Here is a 25,370-nt window from a genome sequence, read left to right as displayed (position 1 = left end):
TGCGTTTTTTCGAGTGGTTGACTGTTCTCCGCCGCCCGGTGATGGCCAACGTTCGCCGACAAAGACAAGCTGCGTATCATGTCGCTACATCCAACATCGTATTGCGGCGTCACGATGACCGCCGACACCTACGATGACGACGTCGCGTTACGGGCATACGTCTTGCGTCACTTCCCGCATTTGATGACCCCGCTGGAACGGCGCGTAACCGAATACATCGCACCGATTGTTAGCGATGCCGAAGACTCAAAGCTCCTAAAACTTCACGAATTCCTTGAAGAGCGAGACGGCCACGTGGTCGATGCTGATGTGATATCCGCATTTCAAACGCCATACGACGACCGAATTGCGAATGCCGTGGATCGCGTACTGGAAACACGGCGTGGTGAACTCATCGAAAACCGCTGCTCACAATGTCAACGACTTGCCCGTACACCGGTTGCGAAACAGTGCTTGTGGTGCGGGCACGACTGGCACTAGACTTTACTGCAAGCCGCCAACAAAGATGCGGCGAACCATGCGATGCAACGGAGCCGGGCTTGCAAGGTTTCACGAATGGAAAGTCAACACTCCCGGCCCGCTGATCGCCGCCGTTCGTTGGACTGAACATTATGTCCTTTGTCGACCGTCTTGCTAAGCAATGGAATCTCACAGACGTTTCTCCAGATGCGCTCGTAACTGCCGACGCAATAGCTTCGTTTGAGAATCGTTTCGCATTGACACTCCCAAACGACGTTCGAGCGTTTTATGAACGATTCAACGGCTTGCTTGACATGGACAACGACCTCAATCGATTTTGGCCAATCGGCGAACTCGACACAGTCCCAGCAATCGTAGAGCCGTATTCGGGAACGCCCGACTATGGTGGAATTTCAAGCCGACTTCCTCACGCCGAACGATACTTTGCATTCGCGGATCACTCGATCTGGGTTCATGTTTACGCAATACGTCTCGCGGAACATCCGGATTCGAATACATCCATCGTTTGGATCGCCGACGGCAACACTTTTGATATACTGGCGGATACGTTTGCGGGGTTCTGGGAAATGTACCTGACGTCTCTTGATCGAGTGCTCGTGCCCTAACGCCATATTCCAACGAACCATGGGATGCAACGGAGCGGCGGTGGTGTGGTTTCTCGTTAGATCAACGTCAACTCCCGCCGCCCGCTGATCCCGACCGTTATGTGGACGTGATCGTTGTTTCTGTTACTAAACCTGAACTTAGCGTCCCAGTAAGCATGCAACCGTAGATTGCGATTTATATGAATCCTGAGACAAACGAATCAAATGATGCGGTGGTCGATATTGACCCAGCCGATCCGCAAGCGAGCGAGTTCGTGAAGTACGCGGCTCATGCTAGCTGGCTCGCTCCCATCGCCGCTCTTCTAGTTGAAGGACGCTTCAGCTCAGTTGCATCCGACGCAACGAATTATGGATACATCGCTACGCTGGCTCTAATCCTGGCCGTTTCGATTCTCACAATTGCAGGCTTTGTGCTTGGCATCTACGCATTTGTGAGAGGCCGAAATGTCAACGGTGTTCGCAAGCCGGCTGCAATTGGGGTCGTCCTGTGTTTGGGTTTCCTGGTGCTCTTTCTTGGTGGCGTTGTACATGGCTTTAGGAATGCGACTGCCAACGACGAGATCACTGACAACGATCTCGTGACCGAGATGAGTCTTTTCGCTGGCGATGCAGTTAAGGTGGCCCACGACCAATTCGAGATACCGTTAGACTACTCGCCCGAATCAATTGAATTCGTCGAAGTGATCCTTGCTCAGCTCCACGATCAGCACGCGGAAAAACCCTTCACGAGTTCGCAGTTGACGGATCATGCACTGCAGTGGGGTGGGTACGTCGGCGAGGTCCTAAAGACCTTTGGTGATTGTGACTGGGCTCTGGAATCATCTGATGGCTCTGGGACCTATCCAATTGTTTGCGATGACAACACCGAGGTGCTTCCGATAGACTGGTGCTACGTACGAATTGCCTATGGTGCTGAACATGATGTGCGACCGAAATTTGCGGCTGTGGCCAACGGTCGCCATCGCCTAGATGCGGCGCCTTCATCGTCAATAGACTCAGGGCCTCAAGATGAATTTTGAGTCGGGTAGCCACATAACCATCGCATGCAACGGAGCGGCGGTGGAGACGTTTTGCAAATGGTGGCTCAACTCCCGCCGCCCGCTGATGCGTAACGTTCGCCGATTCGTTTGACCGAAATGAGGTGATGTATGCCAACGCGTAGAATCATGATCGAACGCCTGATTCGGGTTGTGTTGGCGACTTTCGCTGTTGTGTTGTTTTCTGCGGCGTACACGCGAACGCCACTAGACTCGTTGAATGAACTGTTCGCAGTTGTCGCTTATCTTCCGATCTCGTTAAGCCGCGATCCACTGTTGCTAGTTCCGCTTCTCGTTGCCAACGCGGCGTTGTTCGCCTTAGTAATGATCGCACAAACGAAGCAGTTGTATCCAATTTTTCGCTGCTACACTTACGCCGGTATTGCCTACGCCACAGGCATGTATCTGATAAGAACCGGTTACAATTTCCCGGTTGCAGGTCTCTTTTACGGGCCACTATTTGGTTGGCTAGTCGCCGTAGTGCACAACCATTTCGGATCAAGGATTTGCTCTTCGTTACACAATCGCTTACAAAGAACTTCACCGATCGATTCCCACTCGTAATGTGAGCACTTCGGCGAACCATGGGTTGCAACGGAGGCCGCGAGTTGACGTTTTTGCAGTGGTGAGCCGTTCTCGCGGCCCCGCTGAACCCTACCGTTATCGGACTGACTCCTCAGATGTTCCGCGTATTTACTTGCACGAGCGATTGCTGCAACGCCCGATTGGAAATTTGTCGATCGGCATTTGCGTTAGCGAATTTCCGATTCAAACGCTTTGATCCTCCGTTTGCGATTTCCTCCCTCCAAGCCGCTCGCAATCCTTAAACGTCTTCGCTGTCTTCGTTTGCTGATCCAACGACAACGTTTTCGATCCTTCGTTCACCGTCAACAAGCACCGCCGGAAGGCAATGCCCGTTTACTTGCCGACCCGGTCAACGCCCGATTGCTTGCCGCGTGAACCAGCGCCCGCTAGACTGTGGCGGCGTGGCTTTCACTGCCCGGCACTCGATCAACGCCCGTCCATAAATGCCGATAACCATGCCATGCACCGGAGTGGCGGTGGTTACGTTTTTTTGAAATCACGTCAACCGCCGCCACCCGGTGATGGCCACCGTTATCGGACAAGGAGAATTGCCTCGCTCCCATGGTCATTGACGCGAACATTGATTACTTCGTCGCGATTGCAGAAGGACGACGCGCGATGCCATTCAAACAGTGGTGGGACGCCAATGCATCGCAGCTGGAGAACGAATTGCCGCGGACTCAGTTCCTGCGATTGAAAATGCAATCGTTCGACGAAATCTGCCGCATTCTTGATGAACGTGGAATCGAATATTCAAAATCGTTTGATAACTCGAACATCCGCGCCTCTCGACTGCCGATGAGCCATGACTCAATTGAACGTGATCCTGAGATCGCTCCACTGATTGACGAAGCTGATAAAATGACCGAAGAGGAATTGGCGAACGAAAAGCGTCGCATGGGCTTTTGCCATTTGTATTGGCGGACGAAGAAGCGAATACTGAAAGAAGAGTTTGGAATCGACTGGAAGACACCCGCAGAAATGAACCCGGGCGTCATGTTCGATTGACCCGCAAAAAGTCCGATAACAAAAACATGCACCCGAGTCGCGAAGTCGGGCGTTTTGAAAATGGACAATCTCTCGTCGCGACCGGGTGATTTTCGCCGTTCGCCAGCTGAAGAAGACTCTGCGGTGGCAGCCGGCTACGTTCGCAAGCAACAGAGAGTTGCGTGATTTGTTGCGCGGACGATTCGGCGCTCACGACAACATGCGGGTGATCGCGCGGGCGAACTGTTTGCGGCCCTTGATCTGGATCGATGGATACTTCGCTCGCTGCCGACAATCTGGTCGCCCATGGACTTCCACGTTCGGCCATCACCGAGATTCCTGGCTGACCGCTTTGCCGCAACGGTTACTCTGTCGATCGATTCCGCTGGGTGCGATGACCCGAGCGGCCGATTTGCCGGCGGTCGATGGGCATGGTACGATTGGTGCAACGCCGATCAACGTGGTTGGCGACAACCCGCTGCAAATGTGGCGAACCATGAAATGCACGGGAGGACGGGTGGTCCGTTTTCTCGTCTGCTTGCAATTCTTTCGCCCGTCCCCCGTGATTTCGGACGTTATCGCACTGACTCCTCAGATGTTCCGCGTATTTGCTTGCACAAACGATTGCTGCAACGCCCGATTGGAAAGTTGCCGTTCGGCATTTGCGTTAGCTAATTTGCGATTCAAACGTTTCAATCCTCCGTTGGCGATTTCCTGCGTCCAAGCCGCTCGCAATTCTTGATTGTGTTCGCTGTTGTCGTTTGCTGATCCAACGACAACGTTTTCGATCCTTCGTTCAACGTCAACAGGCACCGTCGGACGATAATGCCCGTTTACTTGCCGACCCGGTCAACGCCAAATTGCTTGCCGCCCGAACCAATGCCCGCTAGACTGTGGCGACGTGGTCGCCACTGCCCGGCACTCGATCAACGCCCGTCCATAAATGCCGATAACCATGCCATGCACCGGAGTGGCGGTGGTCACGTTTTTTTGAAGTCACGTCAACCGCCGCCACCCGGTGATGGCCACCGTTATCCCAACTAATGCGCGGAGTTGCCGACTGGTCCTGCTTCGTTACGGTTCGTTCGGCAACACCCGACTGCCGGGGATGTCGGCCGACTTTAGTTCAAAGGGTTTTCTCGAAATCGCGTCCGAACGTGACGTACCGCATCGCCGGAAAATCTCTTGGTCGCGCTGATCTATTTTTTCCGGCGATGCGGAACGTCACGTTCTCCAAGTTGCGGCCCACGTTTCCCCATGCCCGAAGCTTGCGGTTCGTCCGGCATTGGAATGGTTTACTCCGCTGCAAGCTACCGAAACGCGGACACTCTCGCCAATGGCTCTATTTGTCGTTTCCCATCGGGCCTCGCCATTGGCGAGAGAGTCCGCGTTTCGGCTTCCTTCGGTCGCCGTGCCCGACCCGCTGACGGTCGGCAACGCTCGAAACTTGCCGCACGATTTAATGCCCGCTATGCTGTCGAACGGTGGTCACCACTGCCCAACGCTGATTCAATGCTCGATTCAATGCAATGGGATAACCACGGCATGCACCGGAGTGGCGGTGGTGCGGTTTTCTCGTAATCACGATTTTCGCCGCCACCCGGTGATGCCAACCGTTCGTCGCGGAAGATTTTGCGCCCTCTCTACCCCAGTTCGCAGCCTTATTCGTTGATCTGATCGATTGAACATTGATACTGTAGGCTGACCGTGAAATTTTCCATTCGTTCGATTCTCGTACTTAGTACTCTAGCGGCGATTCTCTGTTTGCTGACCGCCAGAGTTCCTCCGATCGGAATCGCTGCAACATCATTTCTTCCACTGGTTTGCGTCTGTTTCCTGCGTCCGAAGCGAGCCGTTTCTCGAGATCGCACATGGCGGGTTTGGTCGCAACGGTCACTTGCCGTCTCGTTCGCGGTTGTGCCGATTTACGTTGCATCATTAGGTCCACTATCGATGTCATTTGTGTACTACGCACTGGCTCCGGCGCCTCGTCCAATACATACGTTGCACGAAAACGCAGAATTGCTATATGCGCCACTTAACTTTCTCTTCGAGAATAGGATCACACGAGGTCCGCTGGCTTGGTACGCTGATGAATGGGCTGCCTATGGGATCAATCCGAGCTTCGACCCACCAGGAGTGGACGATAGCGACTATGACGATGCGATGAATGCGTACCTCACCGCTGAGCAATCCGAACAGCATTAGGAGCGACGAACCATGACGTGCAACGGAGGACGGCATGGGGCGTTTACAAATAGAAAATCAAACCGCCGTCCCCGCTGACGTCGGACGTTACCCGACTGAGACTGCACATCTTTGACAACCGAGATACAACCTACGCTGGACCGAATCAACGAGATCGTTCATACGACGAATGCGACTGATCTCGTAGTGCATTCCCTTGCTCGCGATACGCTACTACTGACCGGGAGTTTCGATCACTGTTACTACCACGAGTTCGAGATCCACTTTCGCGGCGTGGTTTACATTGGCTTGCCGATCTATGGGATTGACTCGCCGGTGTTCTCGATTGCCAGTGACCCGATACGACACCTGTACTCACACCTGGAACTCGAACCTGACGAGATCCTGTTCGAGATTCACCACGATCCCGAATTCCACGGCGGTCATCGCTACTACGTCGCGGCGCGCGAAATTGAGCTCGTGGAGGGGATGGTGTACTATTACGTTCGCGAAGACTTGAAACCGGGTGAACGAATTGCAGACTGGGTTGGAAACGGCGGGTAACCATGTGATGCAACGGAGGACGGGTGGTCCGTTTTCTCGTCTGCTTGCAAGTCGTTCGCCCGTCCCCGCTGATCACCACCGTTCGTCAACAAGAAACATATGGACGAGCCCTACTTTGATACAATTTCGAAAACCGGTTCTCGACGTCTGTACCGCTATTGGACTGAGCGGGCAAAATGCTCTCGCAAAGATCGACTTGCTTTGGCAACTGCCTGTGACGCTTTCGAATTCCTTTTCGACAGCGCGATCCTCGATCCGAAAAGACTCGATGTGATCGCCGCCGCCGCTTCCCATCATCGGAAAACCGTATGGGAAACCGGCACTCTGATGCTGTCTCAATTGGCGCAGGAGCACTCGGTCGCGCGGGACTATCTGCTGCAATTAGCGTCGTCGAGAAACGGCGATTTGCGTTTGAGGTCGTTTGCATATCTTACGGACGCTTTTCCTCGCGACTTCTGTCATAATCTTGTGCTTTCGCGAATCAACGACGTAAGTGAGCGTATCGCTCACGCCGCATGCTGGACGGCTACTATGCTTAACCTAACAGAATTGTCACCTGCGATCCGAGCACGAGCAGCATCCACCAAACACGCCATAAGACTCCACGAAATGCATATGCTAGCCGATCTCCTAGATCAACAATTCCACGAATACTACAATAAACTCGGATACAGTTTGGTACTCGCTTTTCCAGATCAGTTCCCAACTGCCGTGATATGGCCTGGTGGTATAAAAGAAGGCGAGATCGCTAAACTGGGTCTGGAGGCAATCATGTCGCGAGTTCGAAATTCCGGTTCTTTACTAGACCCGAGACGTCGTGCTTGGAAATGGGGACGCTGACGAACCATGCGATGCACCCCAGTCGCGGAGCCGAGCGTTTTGACAATGGATAATCTTTCGCCGCGACGGGGTGATCGCGGTCGTTATCCGATGTAAGTGATGGTTTTGGATGCGTTCGCGTTTGATGCTCGATCGTGACGGACGTTGCTCGGTCACCCACGTGGACGAAGTCCGCCTTGACTTAAGACGCTAACCGAGGCGAAAACTTGCTCGGTCGATTTCCATGCTGCCTTGCGCGGTCGATCGCAATGCCCGATTTGCTCTGTCTTATGGGATACTGACTTGCTCGGTCTGATGGGATTCCCGAACTTGCTCGGTCGATTCCCGGTTGCTATACTCTCGGTCGTTGTCGGTTGGATAGTTCGGTCGACCATGCCGCATCCAGTGTGCCTGGATAACCATCGGATGCACCGCAGGACGGAAGTTGCGGCGCGCCGGTGGAAACTTAACTCTCCGTCCGCGGTGATCCGCACCGTTATCGGTACTGCGCCTTGGAGTTGTGACTGCGACGTTCGTGGAGTTGATGGTGTATCGAATACGCTCCAACAGTACTGTTCCGAATAGCTTCACGACACGTTCGGCGAATCGATCGAACACACGACGCGTTTGACATGCCCGCGTGATGCATCGCAACCGACAACAATGTCGGATACACCGACGCCGGGTGACTCGCTGATGGACACGTTACGATTTGCTTGCTGGACAACCCACCGCTCGGTATGCTGACTTCAAGGTCATGCGGGTTTACTGACCGATCCAATGCCCGACCCGGACGACCGATAACAATGTCGTGCACACGGAGCACGGCTTGCGCGATTTCACAAGTGGAAAGTTGTCTCTCCGTGCCCGGTGACGACCGCCGTTACCCGACTGAAGCATATGCATGACGCCGAGCTTGCATCACACGAACTGACGCCGCACATCGATGCGATTCGTCAAGTTGCACGTCCGTGTCTCGTGGGCAGCCCTTGCGAGTCTGATCGCGATTCGTACTTCGGCGGCATGCCACGAGTTCCGTCGAATTTTGACTGGCCAACAAAAGACGGCTACCCGCTCGCCTTCGTTGGGCAACTGCATTGTCGTGACCTTGACCTTGTGCCATCCGACGACGGCGACCTGCTGTTTTTTTACGACAATCGACATTGGGGATACAAACCCAAAGATATCGGCCACGCAATTGTGACCCATATCCCTTCGGGCGTCGAACGGCATGAGCCGGATTTGCCGACGCGAACGGTTCCTGCCTTCTTCGGTTTGACGAAGAAATGCGTCAGTCCTAAACACTATCAACGGGTCAACGTACAATTTGAACGATCCGATAGCTATCCATGGTACGAACGCGAGCTTCTTACCTTTCCCGACGACGTTGCCGACGAATGCTACTCCGAGTTTTGCTGTTCGATTCGGCCCGACATTCAAATCGGTGGATTCCCTTCACCGATCCAATCCGACTACATGGAACGCGATTGTGCTAACGCGTTTGGCGTTGGAGATGTGGATGATTGGGTCTTGCTCCTACAACTCTTTGAGATTGGTGATATGATGTGGGGCGACGCTGGCGCACTTTACTGGTTCATCTATCGCGGCGACCTAAGTGCTATGCGTTTCGACCGTGTCTGGATGGTATCGCAATGCCACTAATACGGCGGGTAACAATGCCGTGCACACGGAGCACGGCTTGCGCGGTTTCACAAATGGAAAGTCGTCTCTCCGTGCCCGGTGACGGCGGACGTTCGTCGAATACTTAAAACTCCATACCAGAAGGCTTACGATGACTGAGGATCCAAAGGTCTGTCCAGAGTGTCAGCAACAGATGACGCAGGGATATCTTTTCGATTACGGACTGTTGCGGAGCACGGTGAGCCTTTGGTTCGAGGGCAAGCCCGAAAAGAGCGTGCTTGGTGGCTCCAAAATGCCGCCAGCAGATAAATGCTTGCCGACGGTCGCTTTTCGTTGCCCGGACTGCAGCTACGTTGAATTTTACGCCGACAAACAGTTTGCACCGAAATAGAATCACGCAACACTCATGCTTGCGCTAACATTATCGTCCAGTACAATGGGTGGCGTGGCCTCCTGCGTCACCGCTCCGGTCAACAACCGACGAACCATCGCGTGCACCCGAGTACGCGAACCAGGCGTTTTGGCAATGGAAAATCTTTCGCGCGTACCGGGTGACGCGTAGCGTTCGTCGCCAGAACCTGAACTGACTCGGTTACTTTTTCAACGCGTCGCGGATTTCGGTCAGCAAAACGATGTCTGCTGGAGTTGGTTTCTCTTCCTCGGCCTTCTTCATCCAACGACTGGCAACCTTCAGTGCCACAAAAATCACGAACGCCAAAATGATGAAATCCAGCGTGTTCTGAATGAAAGTTCCGTAGTTGATTGCCGCTTGTTCCATTTTTCCGTCTGCGTTCTCGATCTGGCCTCCGATTGGAAACTTAAGCCCCGACATATCAGGGACACCAGCGACTGCAGCAATTAGAGGCGTTATGATATTGTCAAGAAACGACTTAACAATTGCCGCCACTGCCCCGCCCATAACAATGCCGACCGCCATGTCGATCAGGTTTCCTTTGAATGCGAATTCCTTGAAATCCTTGATGAAACTCATTACTCATTACCTTTCTGAAAGTGGGAACATGACGTGCCTCGAACGGGTCCGCTAACGTCTTTGACGAACGATCATAGGAGCAAAACGTGCGTTTCGCAAGTACGCTGATCGGCTCACATGATGCGTCAATGCGAACATCCAAAATATTGCCGGATGTGCACATTCAAATTACTATCTCGCGAGGTCGACGAACCATGCGATGCAACGGAGCCGGGCTTGCAAGCTTTCACGAATGGAAAATCAACTCTCCCGGCCCGCTGATCGCACCCGTTAACGGACTGACCCGTCAGATGTTTGACGTGTTCGGTTGCACTTGCGATTACTGCGACGGTCGATTGCAATTTTGTTGTTAGGCATTTGCGTTAGCGGGCTTGCGATACAACCGTCTTGATCCTTCGTTGATGATTTCCACAACGTACGCCGCTCGTAAGCCGAACCTGTGCTTGCCGTTGGCGTTTGCTTTTTGCACCGCAAGGTTTTGGATCCTTCGTTTACGGACAACACCCGATTGCTTGCTGCACGAATCAACGCCCGTTAGACTGTTGCGCCGCGGCTTCCTCTGCCCAACACCCGTTAATAAAATCCGATAACCATTACATGCACCGGAGTGGCGGTGGTCACGTTTTTTCGAAATCGCGACTTTCGCCGCCACCCGGTGATGTCGAGCGTTCGTCACAAAAGAATGGAAGCTCCAAATGTCTCGAAAACGAAAAAGACTTCGGTTTTCAATTCTCGGTGTGATGCTTTTGACCACTTTGCTTGCGGTTGCGCTCACGAAGCTGCGAAAAGGAACTCCGGTCAGTAGACACTCGATTTTGATACTATCAAAGGAACCGCCGACCGTCATCAATCGAATACCCTTTATACGCAGATCCTTTCGGCAACCAGTAACTGTTAATTCCGACTGGTCGCTTGGAATCCCGACTTTCGACAACTCGCCCCTCTTTCTCAATAAAACTGAGATAACGCCTAGAATCACGATCCGAATCGAAAGCACAGAAGAATAAAGCCGACGATATCGCAACCACTCTACTAGATCAGCGCCGCGTGTTGATCGAAACACAAAAACGTGACGAACCATGCCGTGAACCGAAGCGGCGAAATCGGGCCTTCACAAATGGAAACTCTTCGTCGCCGCTCGGTTACGGCCGACGTTCCCCGAATGAAATTGCACAACATCTCTTCCGATAAGTCGGAGCGACATGCCTACCGAACGTGACACAGACCCAACCCCGAACCTCGGTCTCTCGGAACGTGGAATCGGCTTGTACGCGTTGTTCGCTGGTGCAGCTCTTACTTACCTCGGCTACATCAGCCCAATTTCGTCCGCGCTGTCAGGTGCCCCCAGCGTAAGCACGTCAATGACATGTGCCGGTATCGTTCCATTGATCTGGATGATCGGCATCGCGTACACCGCCCTGGGCGACAGAACCAAAGTTGTACTTGGTTATCGCAACCAACCAACAATCGCTGGCTGGTGCTTCTATGCGATTGGATTTGTTGCGGGTGGACTCGGCTATTGGATGCTGCTCGTGTTTCTCCGTTCGCATGGATATGATGTATGACGGTTCGCCAGCACAATGAGAATTGCGGGGAACCATGCCGTGCACCTGAGGACGGCTTGCGCGGTTTTACAAATGGAAAATCAATCGTCCGTCCCAGGTGACGGCTACCGTTATCGGACTGACCCGTCAGGTGTTTGACGTGTTCGATTACTGCGACGGTTGATTGCAAGTTTGATGTTAGGCATTTGCGTAAGCGGGCTTGCGATAAAACCGTCTTGATCCTTCGTTGATGATATCCACAACGTACACCGCTCGTAAGCCGAACCTTTGTTTGCCGTTGGCGGTTGTTTTTCGCACCGCAACGTTTTAGATCCTTCGTTTACGGACAACACCCGATTGCTTGCTGCACGAATCAACGCCCGCTAAACTGTGGCGACGCGGATTCCGTTGCCCAACGCCTGATCAACGCCCGTCCATAAAAACCGATAACCATGACATGCACCGGAGTGGCGGTGGACACCTTTTTTTGAGATCACGACATTCGCCGCCACCCGGTGATGTCGAGCGTTCTGTCGACGAGACACTCATTCACTAACTATCAACGGCTACACTGATGAAGCAATTCTTTCTTTGCGTTTTCCTTGCGTGTACAACACTTGTATCAATCACTGGTTGCGGAGGCAGCGCCGACGAATCAGGTCCGATTGATGTCTACGGCGGCTCAACAGACGTGGCCGACATTCCCAAGCATATTGCTGACTTCAAAGATGAAAGCAATTCCGGCTTGGTTCAGGGCCGTGCGATGAACGCGCTTGTTGCGATCGGCAAGCCTGCCGTCGAACCGTTGATCGAGGCGCTTGGATCAGACGACGTGAGCACTCGACTGATGGCGATCAATACACTCAACCTGATCGGAGCTGACGCCAAGGATGCGATCCCATCCATTCAGAAGCTCACAAGCGATCCGGACGCAGACGTAAAGGCACGCGCAACTGATGTCCTTGCAAACCTGAAAAAACTGTAGACGCTGGTCACGAAACAGAGAAGACGACAGAACCATGTGATGCAACGGAGGACGGGTGGTCCGTTTTCTCGTCTGCTTGCAAGTCGTTTGCCCGTCCCCGCTGATCACCGCCGTTATCGGTACTAAACCTTGGAGTTGTGACGCGACGTTCGTGACATCGATCGTGAACCGAATGTGTCGCAACCTTACCGGACCGAATCGCTTCACGAAACGTTCGGTGAATTGATCGAACACACGCCGTGCTCGACATGCCCGCGTGATGCATCGCGACCAACAACAATGTCGGACACTCCGACGACGATCGACTCTCTTTCGGAAGCGTTGCAATTTGCTTGCTGGACGACTCAACGCCCGATATGCTGACCTCGAAGTCACGCGGACTTCCTCACCGATTCAACGCTCGTTCCGGACGACCGATAACAATGTCGTGCACACGGAGCACGGCTTGCACGTTTTCACAAGTGGAAAGTTGTCTCTCCGTGCCCGGTGACGACCGACGTTATCGGACTGACTCCTCAGCTGCTCCGCGTGTTTGCTTGCAAAACCGTTGCTGCAACGCTCGGTTATAGGTGCGTCTCTCGGCTATTGCGTTAGCACCTATCCGATTCAAACGCCTTGATCCACCGTTGGCGATTTCCTACGTCCAAGCCGCTCGCAATTCTTGATTGTGCTCGCTGTTGTCGTTTGCTGATCCAACGACAACGCTTTCCATTCTCCGATTAACGTCTGCAAGCACCGTCGGAGGACAATGCCCGTTTACTTGCCAAACCGGTCAACGCCCAAATTACTTGCCGCGTGACCCAACGCCCGCTAAACTCTGGCGGCGTGGTTGCCACTGCCCAACGCTCGATCAACGCCCGTCCATAAATGCCGATAACCAACACATGCACCGGAGTGGCGGTGGTAACGTTTTCTCGAAATCAAGTCATCCGCCGCCACCCGGTGATGTGAGACGTTATCCGACTGAAGTGGCTTGATGCAGACTCCCGCTAGCGAATCTCGGCACGACACACCAATGGATCTACGCAAGTCGGACTTTCTCGGAATTGCGGTCGCGATATTTGCCGCATTTCTCACATCCATAATGCTTGCTGGTTGCGCCGGCGTATTCTTCTCGCTATTCGCGTCATCGTTTGCAAAGAGCGACGGACAGACTTCCATCTGGCTTGACCTTATAGCATTCCCTCTGTTCGTTTACCCGCCTTACGTCCTTTGCGGTTTGATAGCTGAACGCTTTGCCATTGTACGCTGGCGCATGGTCGCTTTGATATCTGGTATTCTCTACACTGCCTTCGTATTCGTTGGGATACCGACCGAACGCTGGCAAGACAACACACTCATGGTTCACATACTTCCTGTTTTGCCCCTGACCCTACTCGGTGGATATATCGGATACGTGTGTCGCAGAAGCGGATAACCATCACATGCACCGGAGTGGCGGTGGTGCCGTTTTTCCAAAATCACGTCGTCCTCCGCCACCCGGTGATGTGTAACGTTCGCTGACTGACAAGACGGCAACGAAACGTAGGTCAACACGATATTGTTTGCTCTAATCTTGCTGCTGTTTCTCGCTGCTTGCGGCTTAGTCGTTTGGGCTACGCATGCAGCGATCGCGGGCCGTATTCCGACTTGGTCGCGTTTGCTGTTCCTAGCTGCCCTGGCTGCCAGCGTCGTCGCCGCGTACTTAACGACATTCCACTACACGTATCTCGCGAATGCCAATACTCGTTTTCACGGCTGGCCCGTTCCTACCGTGATCTTCCAGCGCGATGGGCCCGGCGAACCTTGGCTCGACTTTGTGGGGCCGACCGTGATATTGGCGTATCCAATGAATCTCGTGCTGTTCTCCTTTGTTCCCGCGATGTTTGTCCTGGCCGTGTTTGTGTTTCGCAAACGCTCGCGCTTGCACTCACCGGAAGCGACGACGACTGTTGACCTTTCATCAATAAACACGCAAGATGTTGACGATTCGGGCAACCCGTACCAACCCCCGCTCGGGATGTGATATATTGCAGCGAACCATGCGATGCAACGGAGCCGGGCTTGCAAGGTTTCACGAATGGATCGTCAACTCTCCCGGCCCGCTGATCGCTACCGTTACACGAATCGAATCAAAGACAACGCGGATTCGTTGTGGTTGATCTGACTTTGCATCGCCTACGCGGTCGATTGTTGCGCGGTCGGCAGGCTCGTGATTCCGTCCGAGATGCGCGGTCGTCGGTACGCGGGGCAGTTCATGCTCGAGATTGGTGCGCGGTTGCAATTCCGCAGCGAGTGCCCGTGGCGTTTCATTGATCTACTATCCAATCTTCGAGCAATCATCCACAGTCAACGTTCAACTTGGCGTGCTCGGTCAAACTTGCTCGGTCTTGCTTCGGTCGGCTACAATGGGCGGGCACGTCGATCGGACTGGCCAATCGGCAACCACATCGTCAGCACCCGTCGTGTAACCATGCCGTGCACCGGAGCACGGCATGAGAATTTTACAAATGGCAACCACATTGGCCGTGCCGCGGTGACGGCAGCCGTTCACATGGCGATGCGGATCACAGCGTAATGTTTTTCGCTAGCCGAGAATGAAGGTGAGTTGCGCTGTCGATTCTCGTGACCTACTTCGGTAACGCCACTCGCGGCGCATGACGATCTCAATCACGTGTTCGCTAGATCAAACTCTGCTGAGAATCAACACGGATCGTAAACGCGATGACTGCGAATTGGGCAACGCGAACTCTGTGGTTCGTCTTTGGAGGCTTTGCGAACGCCCGATGACGAACGAACCCTTCGATCAAACGACTTCTCGCTACCTGGTGGAAACGCAAACTCGCTGTGAATCGACTGCTGCCCAGTATTCCAACGGATGTGCGGACCTTTGCATACAAACTCGGTACGCGATACAATGATGCGGTCGAACCAAGCTTGATCGACAACCACTACTTGCCGCCGAGCATGTGAACCATGCGATGCACGGGAGCACGGCATAAGGTTTTTACAAATGGTGACCGCATGGGCCGTGCCTCCGTGATCGCCACCGTTATCCCAACTAATGCGCGGAGGTGCCGGCTGATCCTGCTTCGTTGCGGTTCGGTCGGCAACGCTCGACTGCCGGGGATGCCGGCCGACTTTGCTTTAAACGCTTGACTCGAAATCACGTCCGAACGTGACGTACCGCATCGCCGGAAAATCTCTTGGTCGCGCTGATCTATTTTTTCCGGCGATGCGGAACGTCACGTTCTCCAAGTCGCTGCAAACGTTCTCTCAATACCCGAAGCTTGCAACTCGTCTGGCATTGGAATGGTTTGCTCCGCTGCACGCTGCCGAAACGCGGACACTCTCGCCAATGGCTCCATTTGTCTTTTCCCACTAGGCCTCGCCATTGGCGAGAGAGTCCGCGTTTCGGCTCCCTTCGGTCGCCGTGCCCGACCCGCTGACGGTCGGCAAAGCTCGAAACTTGCCGCTCGATTCAATGCCCGCTATGCTGTCGAACGGTGGTCACCGCTGCCCATCGCTGATTCAATGCTCGATTCAATGCAATGGGATAACCACGGCATGCACCGGAGTGGCGGTGGTGCGGTTTTCTCGAAATCACGATTTTCGCCGCCACCCGGTGATGCCAACCGTTATCGCAACTAGAAGGTGCGTTGGAGCAGTGTTGCGATGACATCGGGCGACGCGTGATGCTCGCAACGCTTGGCTGGCACAATGACGGATGCGTCACCGGCGGGGCCGAAGGCCAGGCGGGCGATGCGTTCGGATTGGTGTGCTGACGCCCATGCTCGAACAGGTGCGCTGATGTGCTGCCTCGAATAGGTGCGCTGATGCGCTGCCTCGAATAGGTGCGCAGACGACGCAGATCGAGATTGATGCTCGCGTCGTTGCGCGGTATGGTTGTGCTCGAAATAGGATGCTGTCTGGTGACGCTTGCCGAATGGACGCTACTGGCGATCTCCAGGAACACCAGCTACCGGCCCCGCGTCTGACGGGTGAATGATTCAGGTTTTTGAGCGGTGTTTGGCAGCTTGATTTGAGCCTTCGTGTCTCCGGTGCAACGGATTGATCCCTTTTTGCGTGCAGACTGGTCCACGTCGGAACAGGAAAAATGTTCGCACTGACAAAAATTCAATTTTCACAAACGCGTCGCCTTCGCGGTTCTTAATGCTGCGCCAAAAACGTCAGAAGCCAGCGGCAGTGCCATTCGCAACCGGAACTTGTTCACAGTATTGTCTGTATTCACTCGAACAAGGAACAGATAGACTACGCATACGACAGGTTCGATGGCGGCAAGGGAGAACCGGCTTACGTGCTCGCAAAACAGGCGATGGAATTGTTAGGTTGCAAGTCAGCCGATTCGTTTTTATCGCTGATGCGAGATACCCCCAACGCTTTTGGTAAGGAGTGGTATCTCGATGAGTCCACCTCGCAACACGAAAGCCTCCATGATTTTCTTGAGAATGCACTCACCAAGCCATACCCATTCCGTGGCCTTCTTTGAATGCAATCAAAGCACGATGAGAAGAACTGTTGATCTCATTGTGAGAGTCGCAGCCTACCGCTGCTCCGCACCTAAGTGCCTTACAGTAACGCTAAGCTAAGATGTTTAGCCCACCACTACTGTGTCAGCGACACCTCGTCGATTTGAAAATCGAATTCGCCTGGTTGGCTACTTCCGAACCAAAATCCGATGATGTCGGTTCCATCGCATCCGTCAAAGTCAGCAATCTTGAACGTGTGTTCCTGCCATTCATTCGACGTCTTGAAAGTCTTGATCGAAGGAGTGAATCCTCGCTTTTGAAAGAACAGCATCAACTGCTTGGTCGCTCCGTCGCCTTTGGCCCAGAATCGAATCTGCCTTTGTGAACTCAAGTCGATCGGCGCCATCGGTGCCGGTCCTGGCGAAAACATGACGCCCGAGAATGCTGGTGCCTTGTCTTGAACCGTCCCGGTGACGACTAGCGAACGTTTGGTTTTCGATGCGCCGCCATCAGCAACAATCATCGTTCCTGTTGAAACGCCACCCATCATCTTGTCCGTGCTTACGATCCAGCTTGATCCGAATTCCGCCTTCACTTCACCGGATTCAAAATCGGCAACTTGCATGGCTCCCTTGGAATCCGGCGTGGTCTTTGGTTTCGCCTTTTCCCTCATCACTTCATTAATCCGAACGTTACGGTCGATCGCACGTCCGTTCTTCCAAACCCCGACGATGCGTGATGTGTCTTCGATTCGTTTCGTCGGATTGCCGTCGACCAGCACCAAGTCAGCACGGTAGCCGACCGCGATTCTACCGCGACTTTTTAGTTTGAATGAATCGGCTGGGAGTGAGGTCGCTGCGGCCAGCGCAGCTTGAGGACTCAGGCCGGATTCAACGAGCAGACGCAGTTCGTGATGCAGGCTCGCCCCATGCACCGTCCCCGGATTCGGTGCGTCGGTTCCCGCCAATATCGGAACTCCGGCACGATGCAGCGAGAGGATGTTGGCCTTCAACTTGTCCAATGAATTACGCTTCTTCGCCTGATTGGGAAACGTGTTTTTCAGGTTGGTAGTGTTGGTCGGGGTTAACAGCGGTGCAATGGAGTCGTCTTCAATCAAGCGATTGGTGCTGTTATGCCCGGCGACATTGGACACAACCGTGGCGGTCGGAATCACAAAAACGGATTGCTGTTTCATTTGTTCAATCAACGTTTTCGGAATGGCACTCTCGCAAAACAGGTGTGCCAAGCCGTCGATTCGGCAATCGACCGCCAATTGAGCACCTTCGACGGTGCTGACATGAGCCACCGCGAGGCGGTCCCGCTCATGCGCCGCATCGATCGACGCTTGGACCATTTGCTTTTTGAGCGTCGGTCGCTCCAATCCGTAGGCACTGCCGTCTTCGATCATGATTTTGATGTAGTCGGAACCTTCACCGATTCGCTGACGGACGAAGGTCGCCGGGTTGTCGGACTGGGCGAGTGTTGGGACGGCGAATCCGAATTGAGTGCCGTGACCCCCGGCGACTGTGATTGCCGCGCCCGCCGAATAGAAGTCCGCTCGATTCACTTCGGCCTTCGGATTGTCTCGTTCCTTTCGCAAGCTGCGAGCAAAACCGGGAATGCTCATCATGTCCAGTTCCGTGGTGACTCCAAACATGACTGCCTGCGACAGATTGCTTTCGTCAACGACGTGCGTATGGCAGTCGATCAAGCCCGGCAGAAGCGTGCGATCGTCGCCGTCAATCACCTTCGCCTCCGGTGGCGGCTCAATGGCGGTCCCGATCTCGCTAATCGTGCCATCAACGACCAAGACTCCAGTATCTTTGATCAGCTTTTCACCATCAAACACATCGACTTTGTCGAAGAACACCGGCGGGCTAGCGGAAGCGACGACGGCGAGTTGATAGACGGCAAGGGCTAGGATCAAAGTACGCATGAAAGGCTGGCTCGTGCAGGATATGGTGATATTTGGGGCAGGGGTTTGACGAGAGCAAGGGCCGGTTTGAGGCGTTGACGGGGCGCGAAATCAGCGACCTTCATCTTGAAAGATTTCTTCGATTGTCTTTTCAAAGACTCGTGCGATTGCAAACGCCAGCGGCAAAGACGGGTCATACTTGCCCGTCTCGATCGCGTGAATCGTCTGCCGAGAAACGCTCAACTGATCGGCCAAAACCGTCTGACTCCATCCCTTTGCCACTCGCAACGCTTTGACTTCGTTGATCACGGTCGCCACCCGTTGCGGCTGACGTAGCAAATTCCATAGAGCCCGAAAAAGGCAAGGCCAAAGAAGAGGACATTGACACGAGGAACCACTTCGTAGATCTGCAAGAAGCCTAGAACAATGATAACCGACAACGTCAAGGCGCTGCCCTCCGCAAACGCCTTTAACTGCCGAAGTCGAACGTACTCGTCGGTCGTGTCAATGTATCGGAGCATCATCCAAAAGGCAGCAAGGAGCGGTGCCGCATTGATGACCGCGACCGTCGCCAACAGCAAGGGTGGCTTCGAATCGAACATGGCCACGACGAATGGACCGATCACCAAGATCGCCACATAGGCGACCATCAAGGGCGCGATATACATCCGGAAGCGGCGGTTGCCTTCTTTGTAAGTGATCTTTGTCATCGCAAATCAGTCCCGAGGAAATGTAAAGGAAACCTTACATTAGCCGCATCCACACTAGTGTCAAGCACGCTTTACACTTCAATTTTGGCTGGGAATCGTTTTCTCGGTCTTGGAAACCAAATCGCGTTACTTCAGGAGATTCTTTGAATGGTCTTGGTCGTGGCCGCGAACTTGCCAGCCATCTCCGGTGTCGCTCCGGAAGCTATGCTAGTTCCCATCCATTTATTCTCAGCTACAAGTCGTCGCCTGCATGTACATTCCGTCGTCGTTCCAGGTCAACGAGCCAGAGAAGTTGACTGCGTTCATGAACGATCATTCATTCGCAACACTTGTTTCGTACGAAGCGGGCGTCCCCTTCGCCAGCCACTTACCACTGCGTTGTTTCGAGGATGACGACAACCGCATTACGCTGGTCGGCCACATGGCGATTGCCAATCCGCAGTGGAAACACTTCGTTGAAGAGAATGAACTGCTTGCCATCTTCCATGGCCCACACAGCTACATCTCGCCGACTTGGTACTCGGTCCAGACGTCCGTGCCGACATGGAATTACGCGTCGATCCACGCTTACGGAATGCCGAAGATCATCAGCGACGAAGAACGTGTCGTTTCGATATTGGCCGAGACCGTCACGTTCTACGAACAGGGATTCGATTCGCCATGGTCGGGTGAATTGCCGGCGGACTACCAAGCCCAGCTCATCAAAGCGATCATTGCCTTCGAGATTCGAGTCACACGCATTGAAGGCAAGTACAAGCTCGGACAAAACCGCAGTGAAGCGGATCGACAGCAAGTCCACGACTCGCTGATGGCATCGTCCCAGCAGAATGCCATCCAACTTGCACAGCTAATGAAGGCGGAGGGCTTGGCTTGTGCGGAGAAAGCCGCTGATGAATCAACGGAAGCGAGCCACGAAATATGAATTTTGACGCAAACCCATCGGAATTCTTGTCACCTTGTGAAGTCATTAACTTTGACAACACACAAGTGACCCGAGTCGCAAACAGCCTGCGATCAGACTGCGAGCTAGAAACAGCCAAGCGTTGTTTTCATTTCGTTCGCGACGAAATCCGACACAGCTCGGACTTCTGCACCAATCCAGTCACATGCAAAGCGTCTGACGTACTCCTCCACCGCACTGGGTACTGCTATGCCAAGAGTCACCTGCTGGCAGCGCTGCTTCGCGCCAACAAAGTTCCGGCGGCTTTGTGCTACCAGCGATTGACTGTCGATGGCGACTCCGGACCGTACTGTTTGCATGGACTCAACGCGGTCTACTTGGCTGCCTTTGGCTGGTATCGAATCGACGCCAGAGGAAACAAGGATGGTTTAGACGCTGAGTTCCGGCCGCCTACGGAACGTCTCGCGTTTCCGATTACTCATACCGGCGAACGGGATCTTCCAGGCCTGCACCGCTCACCGATCCTCTCAGTAGTCGGCTGTCTAACCCAATACTCTGACTGGCAGTCGGTGTATGAACACTTACCCGATTCGAGCGATGCACTGCCAGGAAACCAACTGTCCGAGTCCAGGCACTCGGAATCCTTTGTTCCGGGCAGTTTGATCGAGTACGCGTCAGTCACTGAAGAGGACTTAGACAAACTAGCGACGATTCGTGTTGAAGCCATGCGAGAGAGCCTGGAAAAAGTCGGGCGTTTCGATCCGCAGCGAGCACGTGACCGGCTCCGCAACTCGTTCCACTGCGAGTACACGACAGCCATTATTATTGCTGGCCAGAGGGTTGGCTTCTACACGTTGAGGGCAGGTGACGACCGATTGCACCTCGATCACTTCTACATCCTGCCGGAGTTTCAATTGCGAGGCATCGGCTCCGCCGTGATGCAGCGAATCAAAGCAGTCGCCAGCCGAAAACAGTGGTCGATACGACTGGGAGCATTGCGAGAGAGCCCATCCCATCGTTTCTACCAGCGTCACGGATTTACGAAAGTGAGCGAGGATGACTGGGACATTTACTATGTTTTTGAGTGAATGGTGAATGGAGTCGCCTACTCATCCAGCGTAAACACATCCTCGACTCCGCAGTCAAAGACCCTTGCGATGCGGATCGCCAGCGCGAGTGACGGCGTGTAGGTGCCAGTTTCCATCGCGACGATCGTTTGGCGGGTCACGCTGACGGCATCCGCTAGCGATTGCTGAGTCATGCCTTTGGTGTCACCACGCAGCTCTCGAACGCAATTGGTTAGGTTCGGTTCCGGCTTACGCGGCACGGTGGTTTCCTCGGTATTGAATCAGCGACGACGCGCCCTTGATGGCGTAACAGAACGCGAATTGAATCCATATCACCATGGACAATAATCCAGGCGATATATCGCGCTGGTGGTGGGAGTGCCACATCATGATCGCCGCAAGCGAGCACACCATCAGCATCCATGCGGTACCGAATCCCCTCCATGACGCTTGTCGTTCAATTTGCTGGTCGCGTTCATCACTAGCGACTTGACTGCCTCGCTTGCGCATGAAGATCGGAGTGACGCCCAGCAACCCGAGCAACCCAAATCCGCCCATCGCTGCTCCGCCCAACCACGGGTACAAGGCCAAGACGACAACAATCGCCAGCACAGAAACGACAAGTTCAGTCCAGGCCACCTTTTCTAATGCATTCATCGTTTGAAACCCTTTGCTGAGAAACATTCATCGACTGAGCGCATGTTAGACTATACATTCGGAATGTCAAGTATATTTGTCATGCGTTGGTGCTTTTATGTAGGCGTGTCTCTCCGAGACTCGCGCACGATCAGCGTCCGTCTCGGAGAGACGGACCTACGTGGTTTTTCTTCGAGAATGTTTGCAACATTCTTTACTCGCTCCCGACTGCCTTGATGTGACCGTGATTTGCGGAAAGAAGGTGTCTCGATTTCAGGACCTTGGGAGGGTCAATCATCATGTTGCGTTGGATCAAATACTCGCTGGGGACGGCGATCGCGTTGTTTGTGGGGGGCTTTTTGCTGCTGGGGGCGAATTTCACCAGTTACGTTCGAACGTCGGCTCGGTCGGTTCAGGAATCCGTGAAAGATTCTGTCCCGCTGGAATTCGAGTTGCGACGTGCTCGCGACTTGATCGAAGCGATTTTGCCCGATCTACAATCACAGGTCCGCGTGATCGCTCAGGAAGAAGTCGCCATCGCGGCGCTTCAGAGCGATGTGATCGCCAGCACTGACCGTATGGAAGTTGAGGCGAAAACGTTGGCGAGCCTTCGAGACTAGATGCGTGTGAGACAGGTTTCGTACTCGATTGGCGATCGAGAGCTATCGCGTGGTCAGTTGACGGACCAAATGCATCAGCGTTTTGAACGTTTCAAACAGGGCGAGCTAGCCGTTGAAACGAAAACGCGATTGCTAGAAAAGCGACGCGACGGACTCAGTGCGGCTTTGGCGATGCTGGATAAGATGCGACATCGCAAAGTCGAACTCGAACAGAAGGTCGAAGCATTGGCGGCACAGAGTCGCTTGTTGAAGGCATCCAAAATCGACGCGGGGATTTCGATTGATGGCAGCGGGCTTTCCGAAGCCGATCAATTGCTCGGGCAGATCGAAACACGACTGGCGGTGGCGCAGCGAGTGCTTTCGCACGAGCAGGACGCGTTTGCGATCCCGCTACACGATGATGTCGTTATCGAAGAGAATGTCATCGCAGCGTATGACGAGCATTTCGGACAAAAGACCGAGCGCCTTGAACTAACATCAAAATAGGCCTTCATGTAGCCGCGTCTCTCCGAGACGCGGTTTTCCGAGCCTCGGAGAGGCTCGGCTACATGGGGACGCCTAAATCTTTCTAGCACTGCATCTTTTGCAAAAGAAACAAAACTTGTTCCACATTGACCTTATACGAGCCGAAATCGCGATGGACGCGGGACGATTGGACGAAGCGTTCTCGCTTCTGACATCGTCGCCCAGTCGCAGGCATCGCGATGCTCAGGTCTTGGTCGATCGGATCATTGTTGCGTTTGTCGCAAGAGGCAACGAGCATTTTGAGGGCGGGCGTTACGACGACGCATGGCATGATGCGGAGGCAGCCGCACATCTGGGAGGTCGACAAATCGAGATCGCAAAGTTGCGGCAACGGATCCAAAACATGAATGGCACCCGTAGTGGGATTCGCCAGAATTCCGAACCTAAGAGATCATCGAGAAAATCCGCGACGGGATCCGCGCACATCCTTAAAGTCGATGGATTAGGAAGCCTACTGCTGCTTCAAAACGATCTGGTCTCCATCGGTACCCCATCGTCTTCGATGCGTTCTGATCTGACGCTGCAAACCGAAGGCAATTCAGAACCGATTTTGATTCACCGCGACGACGAAGACTACTTTGCAGAATCAACGTCGCGTCGATTGCTTTCTTCTGGAGATTCCATCACCGTAGGCCATCGCGGTCGATTGCGATTTACCAAGCCTGAGAAACGCTTCGCGTGGGGTCATGTTCGGGTTTCGGGTTTTATCCCAAGCAGGCTTTCGATCGGAAGCGTCCCACTCATTGTTGAAAGTTGAAAGATGGTCTCCCGGAGAGCAGACTCTGCTCTCCGCAACTTTCCAATTTTCGTCGGCGGCAACCGACTGGGAGACCGTCGTGAACGAAGTTAGTCTTTTAGAATCGCTGGGGCAAGTTTCAGCCTGAGAAACCGGACAGGTCTTTCGCGACTTCCTGCGAGGGCATGTGCGTGAGATGATCTGTGAAGTCAAGCACGCTCCATCACCAAGTGATCACTATCGCGCGGGCTCAAGTCCTGGCCGCGTTCTGTACGAGGGCGAGTGAGAAGAAGTCGTCCGGCCTCGTGTGCGTCAGAAGTCCAGCAACGGCTCGAGCAACGAAGTCGAGCTGAGCAGTTACCGTGTTGCCAGAGATCCCCAGCAGCTTCAGGCACAGATCGTTCAAGCGATCGTTTCTGGCGTCAGCGCCCGAGGCGTCGAAGAGTTGAAGCCAAATTCTCCAGGTGTCAAAAAGTCCAACGTTTCGCGTCTTTGGCAAGAAGCTGGCAGTAAGTTCATTGAACAGTTGCGAGACAAAGATCTCAGCACAATCACATGGTGCGCTTTGATGCTCGATGGCATTCGTTTGAGTCAAGATCAGACGGCGGTGGTGGCACTGGGGATCGACAGCGAGGGCCGCAAACATGTGCTGGATTTTTCACTCGGAAGTTGCGAAAACCTCGAGGTTTCGCGTGAACTGATGAGCCGAATCGTCAACCGCGGATTCAGTTGTGACCACCGCTTGTACGTGGTTCTCGACGGCAGCGATGCCCTTCGCTCAGCGGTGGTTGAGTTTTTGCCGATGCGGTCATCCAGCGTTGCTTGGTGCACAAGAAACGAAACATCAAAGGCAAGCTCTCGAAACGTCACTGGGGCGCGCTCACGCGTCTGTTCACACGTCTTCGCAGCGTTCAAGGAATCGAAGCTGCGGAGGAAGTCATTGGCGAGCTCAAGGCGTTTCTGGAACCGATCAATGCCGAGGCGTATCGGAGTCTGCACGAAGCCGGTGACGACCTGTTGGCGCTGCAACGTCTGAATGTTCCCAGCACGCTCCACCGTTCACTGCTGAGCACCAACGCGATCGAGAACTCGTTCTTGAACACGCGTCGCAAACTTGGCCGCGTGACGCGTTTCCGGACTGAGACCGACCAAGCCAGTCGTTGGCTTTCGTATGCGTTGCTGGAAGCTGAAAAAGGTTTCCGCAAGATCACCGGCCGTAGCTACCGTCTTAAAAATGCCGAGAAAAGTTCAAAAGGGACAAAATCGCCCACCGGCTCGGATGCCGAAAAAGACAAGTAGATCCGGCGAAACAGCCCGATCTCAAACCACCAATTTTAAAAGGGACCAGAGGCTCCCACAGGTGGTC

General features: G+C 53.8%; 23 protein-coding genes and 1 pseudogene. 17 read left to right on the top strand and 7 right to left on the bottom strand.

Annotation, left to right across the window (positions count from 1 at the left end):
* Positions 1-78 precede the first annotated feature (78 nt).
* The 8 genes from Poly51_RS23350 to Poly51_RS23315 all read left to right on the top strand — a co-directional run bounded on the left by Poly51_RS23350 (position 79) and on the right by Poly51_RS23315 (position 8,926).
* Positions 79-480: a hypothetical protein gene (locus tag Poly51_RS23350; RefSeq protein ID WP_146460579.1), complete on the top strand. Its 402-nt coding sequence runs from the start codon at positions 79-81 to the stop codon at positions 478-480.
* Positions 481-611: 131 nt separating this feature from the next.
* A complete protein-coding gene (locus Poly51_RS23345; protein WP_146460577.1) occupies positions 612-1,085 on the top strand; it encodes an SMI1/KNR4 family protein in 474 nt (157 codons plus the stop codon).
* Between the two features lie 179 nt (positions 1,086-1,264).
* A complete protein-coding gene (locus Poly51_RS23340; RefSeq protein ID WP_146460576.1) occupies positions 1,265-2,104 on the top strand; it encodes a DUF3806 domain-containing protein in 840 nt (279 codons plus the stop codon).
* Between the two features lie 1,164 nt (positions 2,105-3,268).
* Positions 3,269-3,715, top strand: a complete 447-nt coding sequence (locus Poly51_RS23335; protein WP_146460574.1) for a hypothetical protein — start codon at positions 3,269-3,271, stop codon at positions 3,713-3,715.
* Between the two features lie 1,932 nt (positions 3,716-5,647).
* Positions 5,648-5,902, top strand: a complete 255-nt coding sequence (locus tag Poly51_RS23330; protein ID WP_146460573.1) for a hypothetical protein — start codon at positions 5,648-5,650, stop codon at positions 5,900-5,902.
* 111 nt (positions 5,903-6,013) lie between these two features.
* The gene (locus tag Poly51_RS23325; RefSeq protein ID WP_146460571.1) at positions 6,014-6,445 is read left to right on the top strand and encodes a hypothetical protein; all 432 of its coding nucleotides are present in this window, start codon (positions 6,014-6,016) and stop codon (positions 6,443-6,445) included.
* Between the two features lie 99 nt (positions 6,446-6,544).
* Positions 6,545-7,285, top strand: coding sequence for a hypothetical protein (locus Poly51_RS30675; RefSeq protein WP_186775753.1), 741 nt, complete (start codon positions 6,545-6,547; stop codon positions 7,283-7,285).
* 879 nt (positions 7,286-8,164) lie between these two features.
* Positions 8,165-8,926, top strand: a complete 762-nt coding sequence (locus Poly51_RS23315; RefSeq protein ID WP_146460569.1) for a YwqG family protein — start codon at positions 8,165-8,167, stop codon at positions 8,924-8,926.
* 571 nt (positions 8,927-9,497) lie between these two features.
* Here Poly51_RS23315 and mscL read toward each other — a convergent pair.
* Positions 9,498-9,896 (bottom strand): large conductance mechanosensitive channel protein MscL, encoded by a 399-nt coding sequence (mscL, locus tag Poly51_RS23310; protein WP_146460568.1) that lies wholly within the window; start codon positions 9,894-9,896, stop codon positions 9,498-9,500.
* A gap of 349 nt (positions 9,897-10,245) precedes the next feature.
* Positions 10,246-10,875: a hypothetical protein gene (locus Poly51_RS23305; RefSeq protein WP_146460567.1), complete on the bottom strand. Its 630-nt coding sequence runs from the start codon at positions 10,873-10,875 to the stop codon at positions 10,246-10,248.
* Positions 10,876-11,098: 223 nt separating this feature from the next.
* Between Poly51_RS23305 and Poly51_RS23300 the strand changes: the two genes are divergently transcribed.
* The 3 genes from Poly51_RS23300 to Poly51_RS23290 all read left to right on the top strand — a co-directional run bounded on the left by Poly51_RS23300 (position 11,099) and on the right by Poly51_RS23290 (position 14,430).
* Positions 11,099-11,461 carry a hypothetical protein gene (locus Poly51_RS23300; RefSeq protein ID WP_186775751.1) on the top strand — a complete coding sequence of 121 codons (363 nt, stop codon included), beginning with the start codon at positions 11,099-11,101 and terminating at the stop codon, positions 11,459-11,461.
* A gap of 670 nt (positions 11,462-12,131) precedes the next feature.
* Complete coding sequence (locus Poly51_RS23295) at positions 12,132-12,425, top strand: HEAT repeat domain-containing protein (protein WP_186775750.1); 294 nt, start codon at positions 12,132-12,134, stop codon at positions 12,423-12,425.
* A 1,540-nt stretch (positions 12,426-13,965) separates the two neighbouring features.
* Positions 13,966-14,430 carry a hypothetical protein gene (locus Poly51_RS23290; RefSeq protein ID WP_146460562.1) on the top strand — a complete coding sequence of 155 codons (465 nt, stop codon included), beginning with the start codon at positions 13,966-13,968 and terminating at the stop codon, positions 14,428-14,430.
* A gap of 2,600 nt (positions 14,431-17,030) precedes the next feature.
* Here Poly51_RS23290 and Poly51_RS23280 read toward each other — a convergent pair.
* The 3 genes from Poly51_RS23280 to Poly51_RS23270 all read right to left on the bottom strand — a co-directional run bounded on the left by Poly51_RS23280 (position 17,031) and on the right by Poly51_RS23270 (position 19,519).
* Positions 17,031-18,830: a CIA30 family protein gene (locus tag Poly51_RS23280; RefSeq protein ID WP_146460561.1), complete on the bottom strand. Its 1,800-nt coding sequence runs from the start codon at positions 18,828-18,830 to the stop codon at positions 17,031-17,033.
* A gap of 90 nt (positions 18,831-18,920) precedes the next feature.
* Complete coding sequence (locus Poly51_RS23275) at positions 18,921-19,118, bottom strand: helix-turn-helix transcriptional regulator (protein WP_146460559.1); 198 nt, start codon at positions 19,116-19,118, stop codon at positions 18,921-18,923.
* Positions 19,115-19,519, bottom strand: coding sequence for a hypothetical protein (locus Poly51_RS23270; RefSeq protein WP_146460558.1), 405 nt, complete (start codon positions 19,517-19,519; stop codon positions 19,115-19,117). The genes Poly51_RS23275 and Poly51_RS23270 overlap by 4 nt, the downstream gene beginning before the upstream one ends.
* A gap of 250 nt (positions 19,520-19,769) precedes the next feature.
* Between Poly51_RS23270 and Poly51_RS23265 the strand changes: the two genes are divergently transcribed.
* Together Poly51_RS23265 and Poly51_RS23260 are read left to right on the top strand one after the other, a co-directional pair.
* Entirely contained in the window at positions 19,770-20,441 is a 672-nt protein-coding gene (locus Poly51_RS23265) for an FMN-binding negative transcriptional regulator (RefSeq protein ID WP_146460556.1), read from the top strand.
* Entirely contained in the window at positions 20,438-21,508 is a 1,071-nt protein-coding gene (locus tag Poly51_RS23260) for a GNAT family N-acetyltransferase (protein WP_146460554.1), read from the top strand. Before Poly51_RS23265 ends, Poly51_RS23260 begins: the two co-directional genes overlap by 4 nt.
* A 17-nt stretch (positions 21,509-21,525) precedes the next feature.
* Here Poly51_RS23260 and Poly51_RS23255 read toward each other — a convergent pair whose 3' ends face one another.
* Together Poly51_RS23255 and Poly51_RS23250 are read right to left on the bottom strand one after the other, a co-directional pair.
* On the bottom strand, positions 21,526-21,747 hold the full coding sequence (locus tag Poly51_RS23255; protein WP_246114714.1) for a helix-turn-helix transcriptional regulator: 222 nt from the start codon (positions 21,745-21,747) through the stop codon (positions 21,526-21,528).
* Positions 21,737-22,144 (bottom strand): DUF2178 domain-containing protein, encoded by a 408-nt coding sequence (locus Poly51_RS23250; protein ID WP_186775749.1) that lies wholly within the window; start codon positions 22,142-22,144, stop codon positions 21,737-21,739. The genes Poly51_RS23255 and Poly51_RS23250 overlap by 11 nt, the downstream gene beginning before the upstream one ends.
* Positions 22,145-22,422: 278 nt before the next feature.
* On the opposite strand from Poly51_RS23250, the gene Poly51_RS31435 reads away from it, so the two are divergent.
* The 4 genes and pseudogenes from Poly51_RS31435 (at position 22,423) to Poly51_RS23235 (ending at position 25,303) form a co-directional block, all read left to right on the top strand.
* Positions 22,423-22,743 (top strand): hypothetical protein, encoded by a 321-nt coding sequence (locus Poly51_RS31435; RefSeq protein WP_246114713.1) that lies wholly within the window; start codon positions 22,423-22,425, stop codon positions 22,741-22,743.
* A complete protein-coding gene (locus Poly51_RS31430; protein WP_246114712.1) occupies positions 22,744-23,229 on the top strand; it encodes a hypothetical protein in 486 nt (161 codons plus the stop codon). It abuts the gene before it with no gap.
* A gap of 97 nt (positions 23,230-23,326) precedes the next feature.
* Complete coding sequence (locus Poly51_RS23240; protein WP_146460550.1) at positions 23,327-24,025, top strand: hypothetical protein; 699 nt, start codon at positions 23,327-23,329, stop codon at positions 24,023-24,025.
* A pseudogene (locus Poly51_RS23235) lies at positions 24,012-25,303 on the top strand (IS256 family transposase). Before Poly51_RS23240 ends, Poly51_RS23235 begins: the two are co-directional and overlap by 14 nt.
* Positions 25,304-25,370 lie beyond the last annotated feature (67 nt).

Source organism: Rubripirellula tenax (assembly GCF_007860125.1).
GTDB classification, from domain to species: domain Bacteria; phylum Planctomycetota; class Planctomycetia; order Pirellulales; family Pirellulaceae; genus Rubripirellula; species Rubripirellula tenax.
This window is presented reverse-complemented; position numbering and strand designations above follow the sequence as displayed.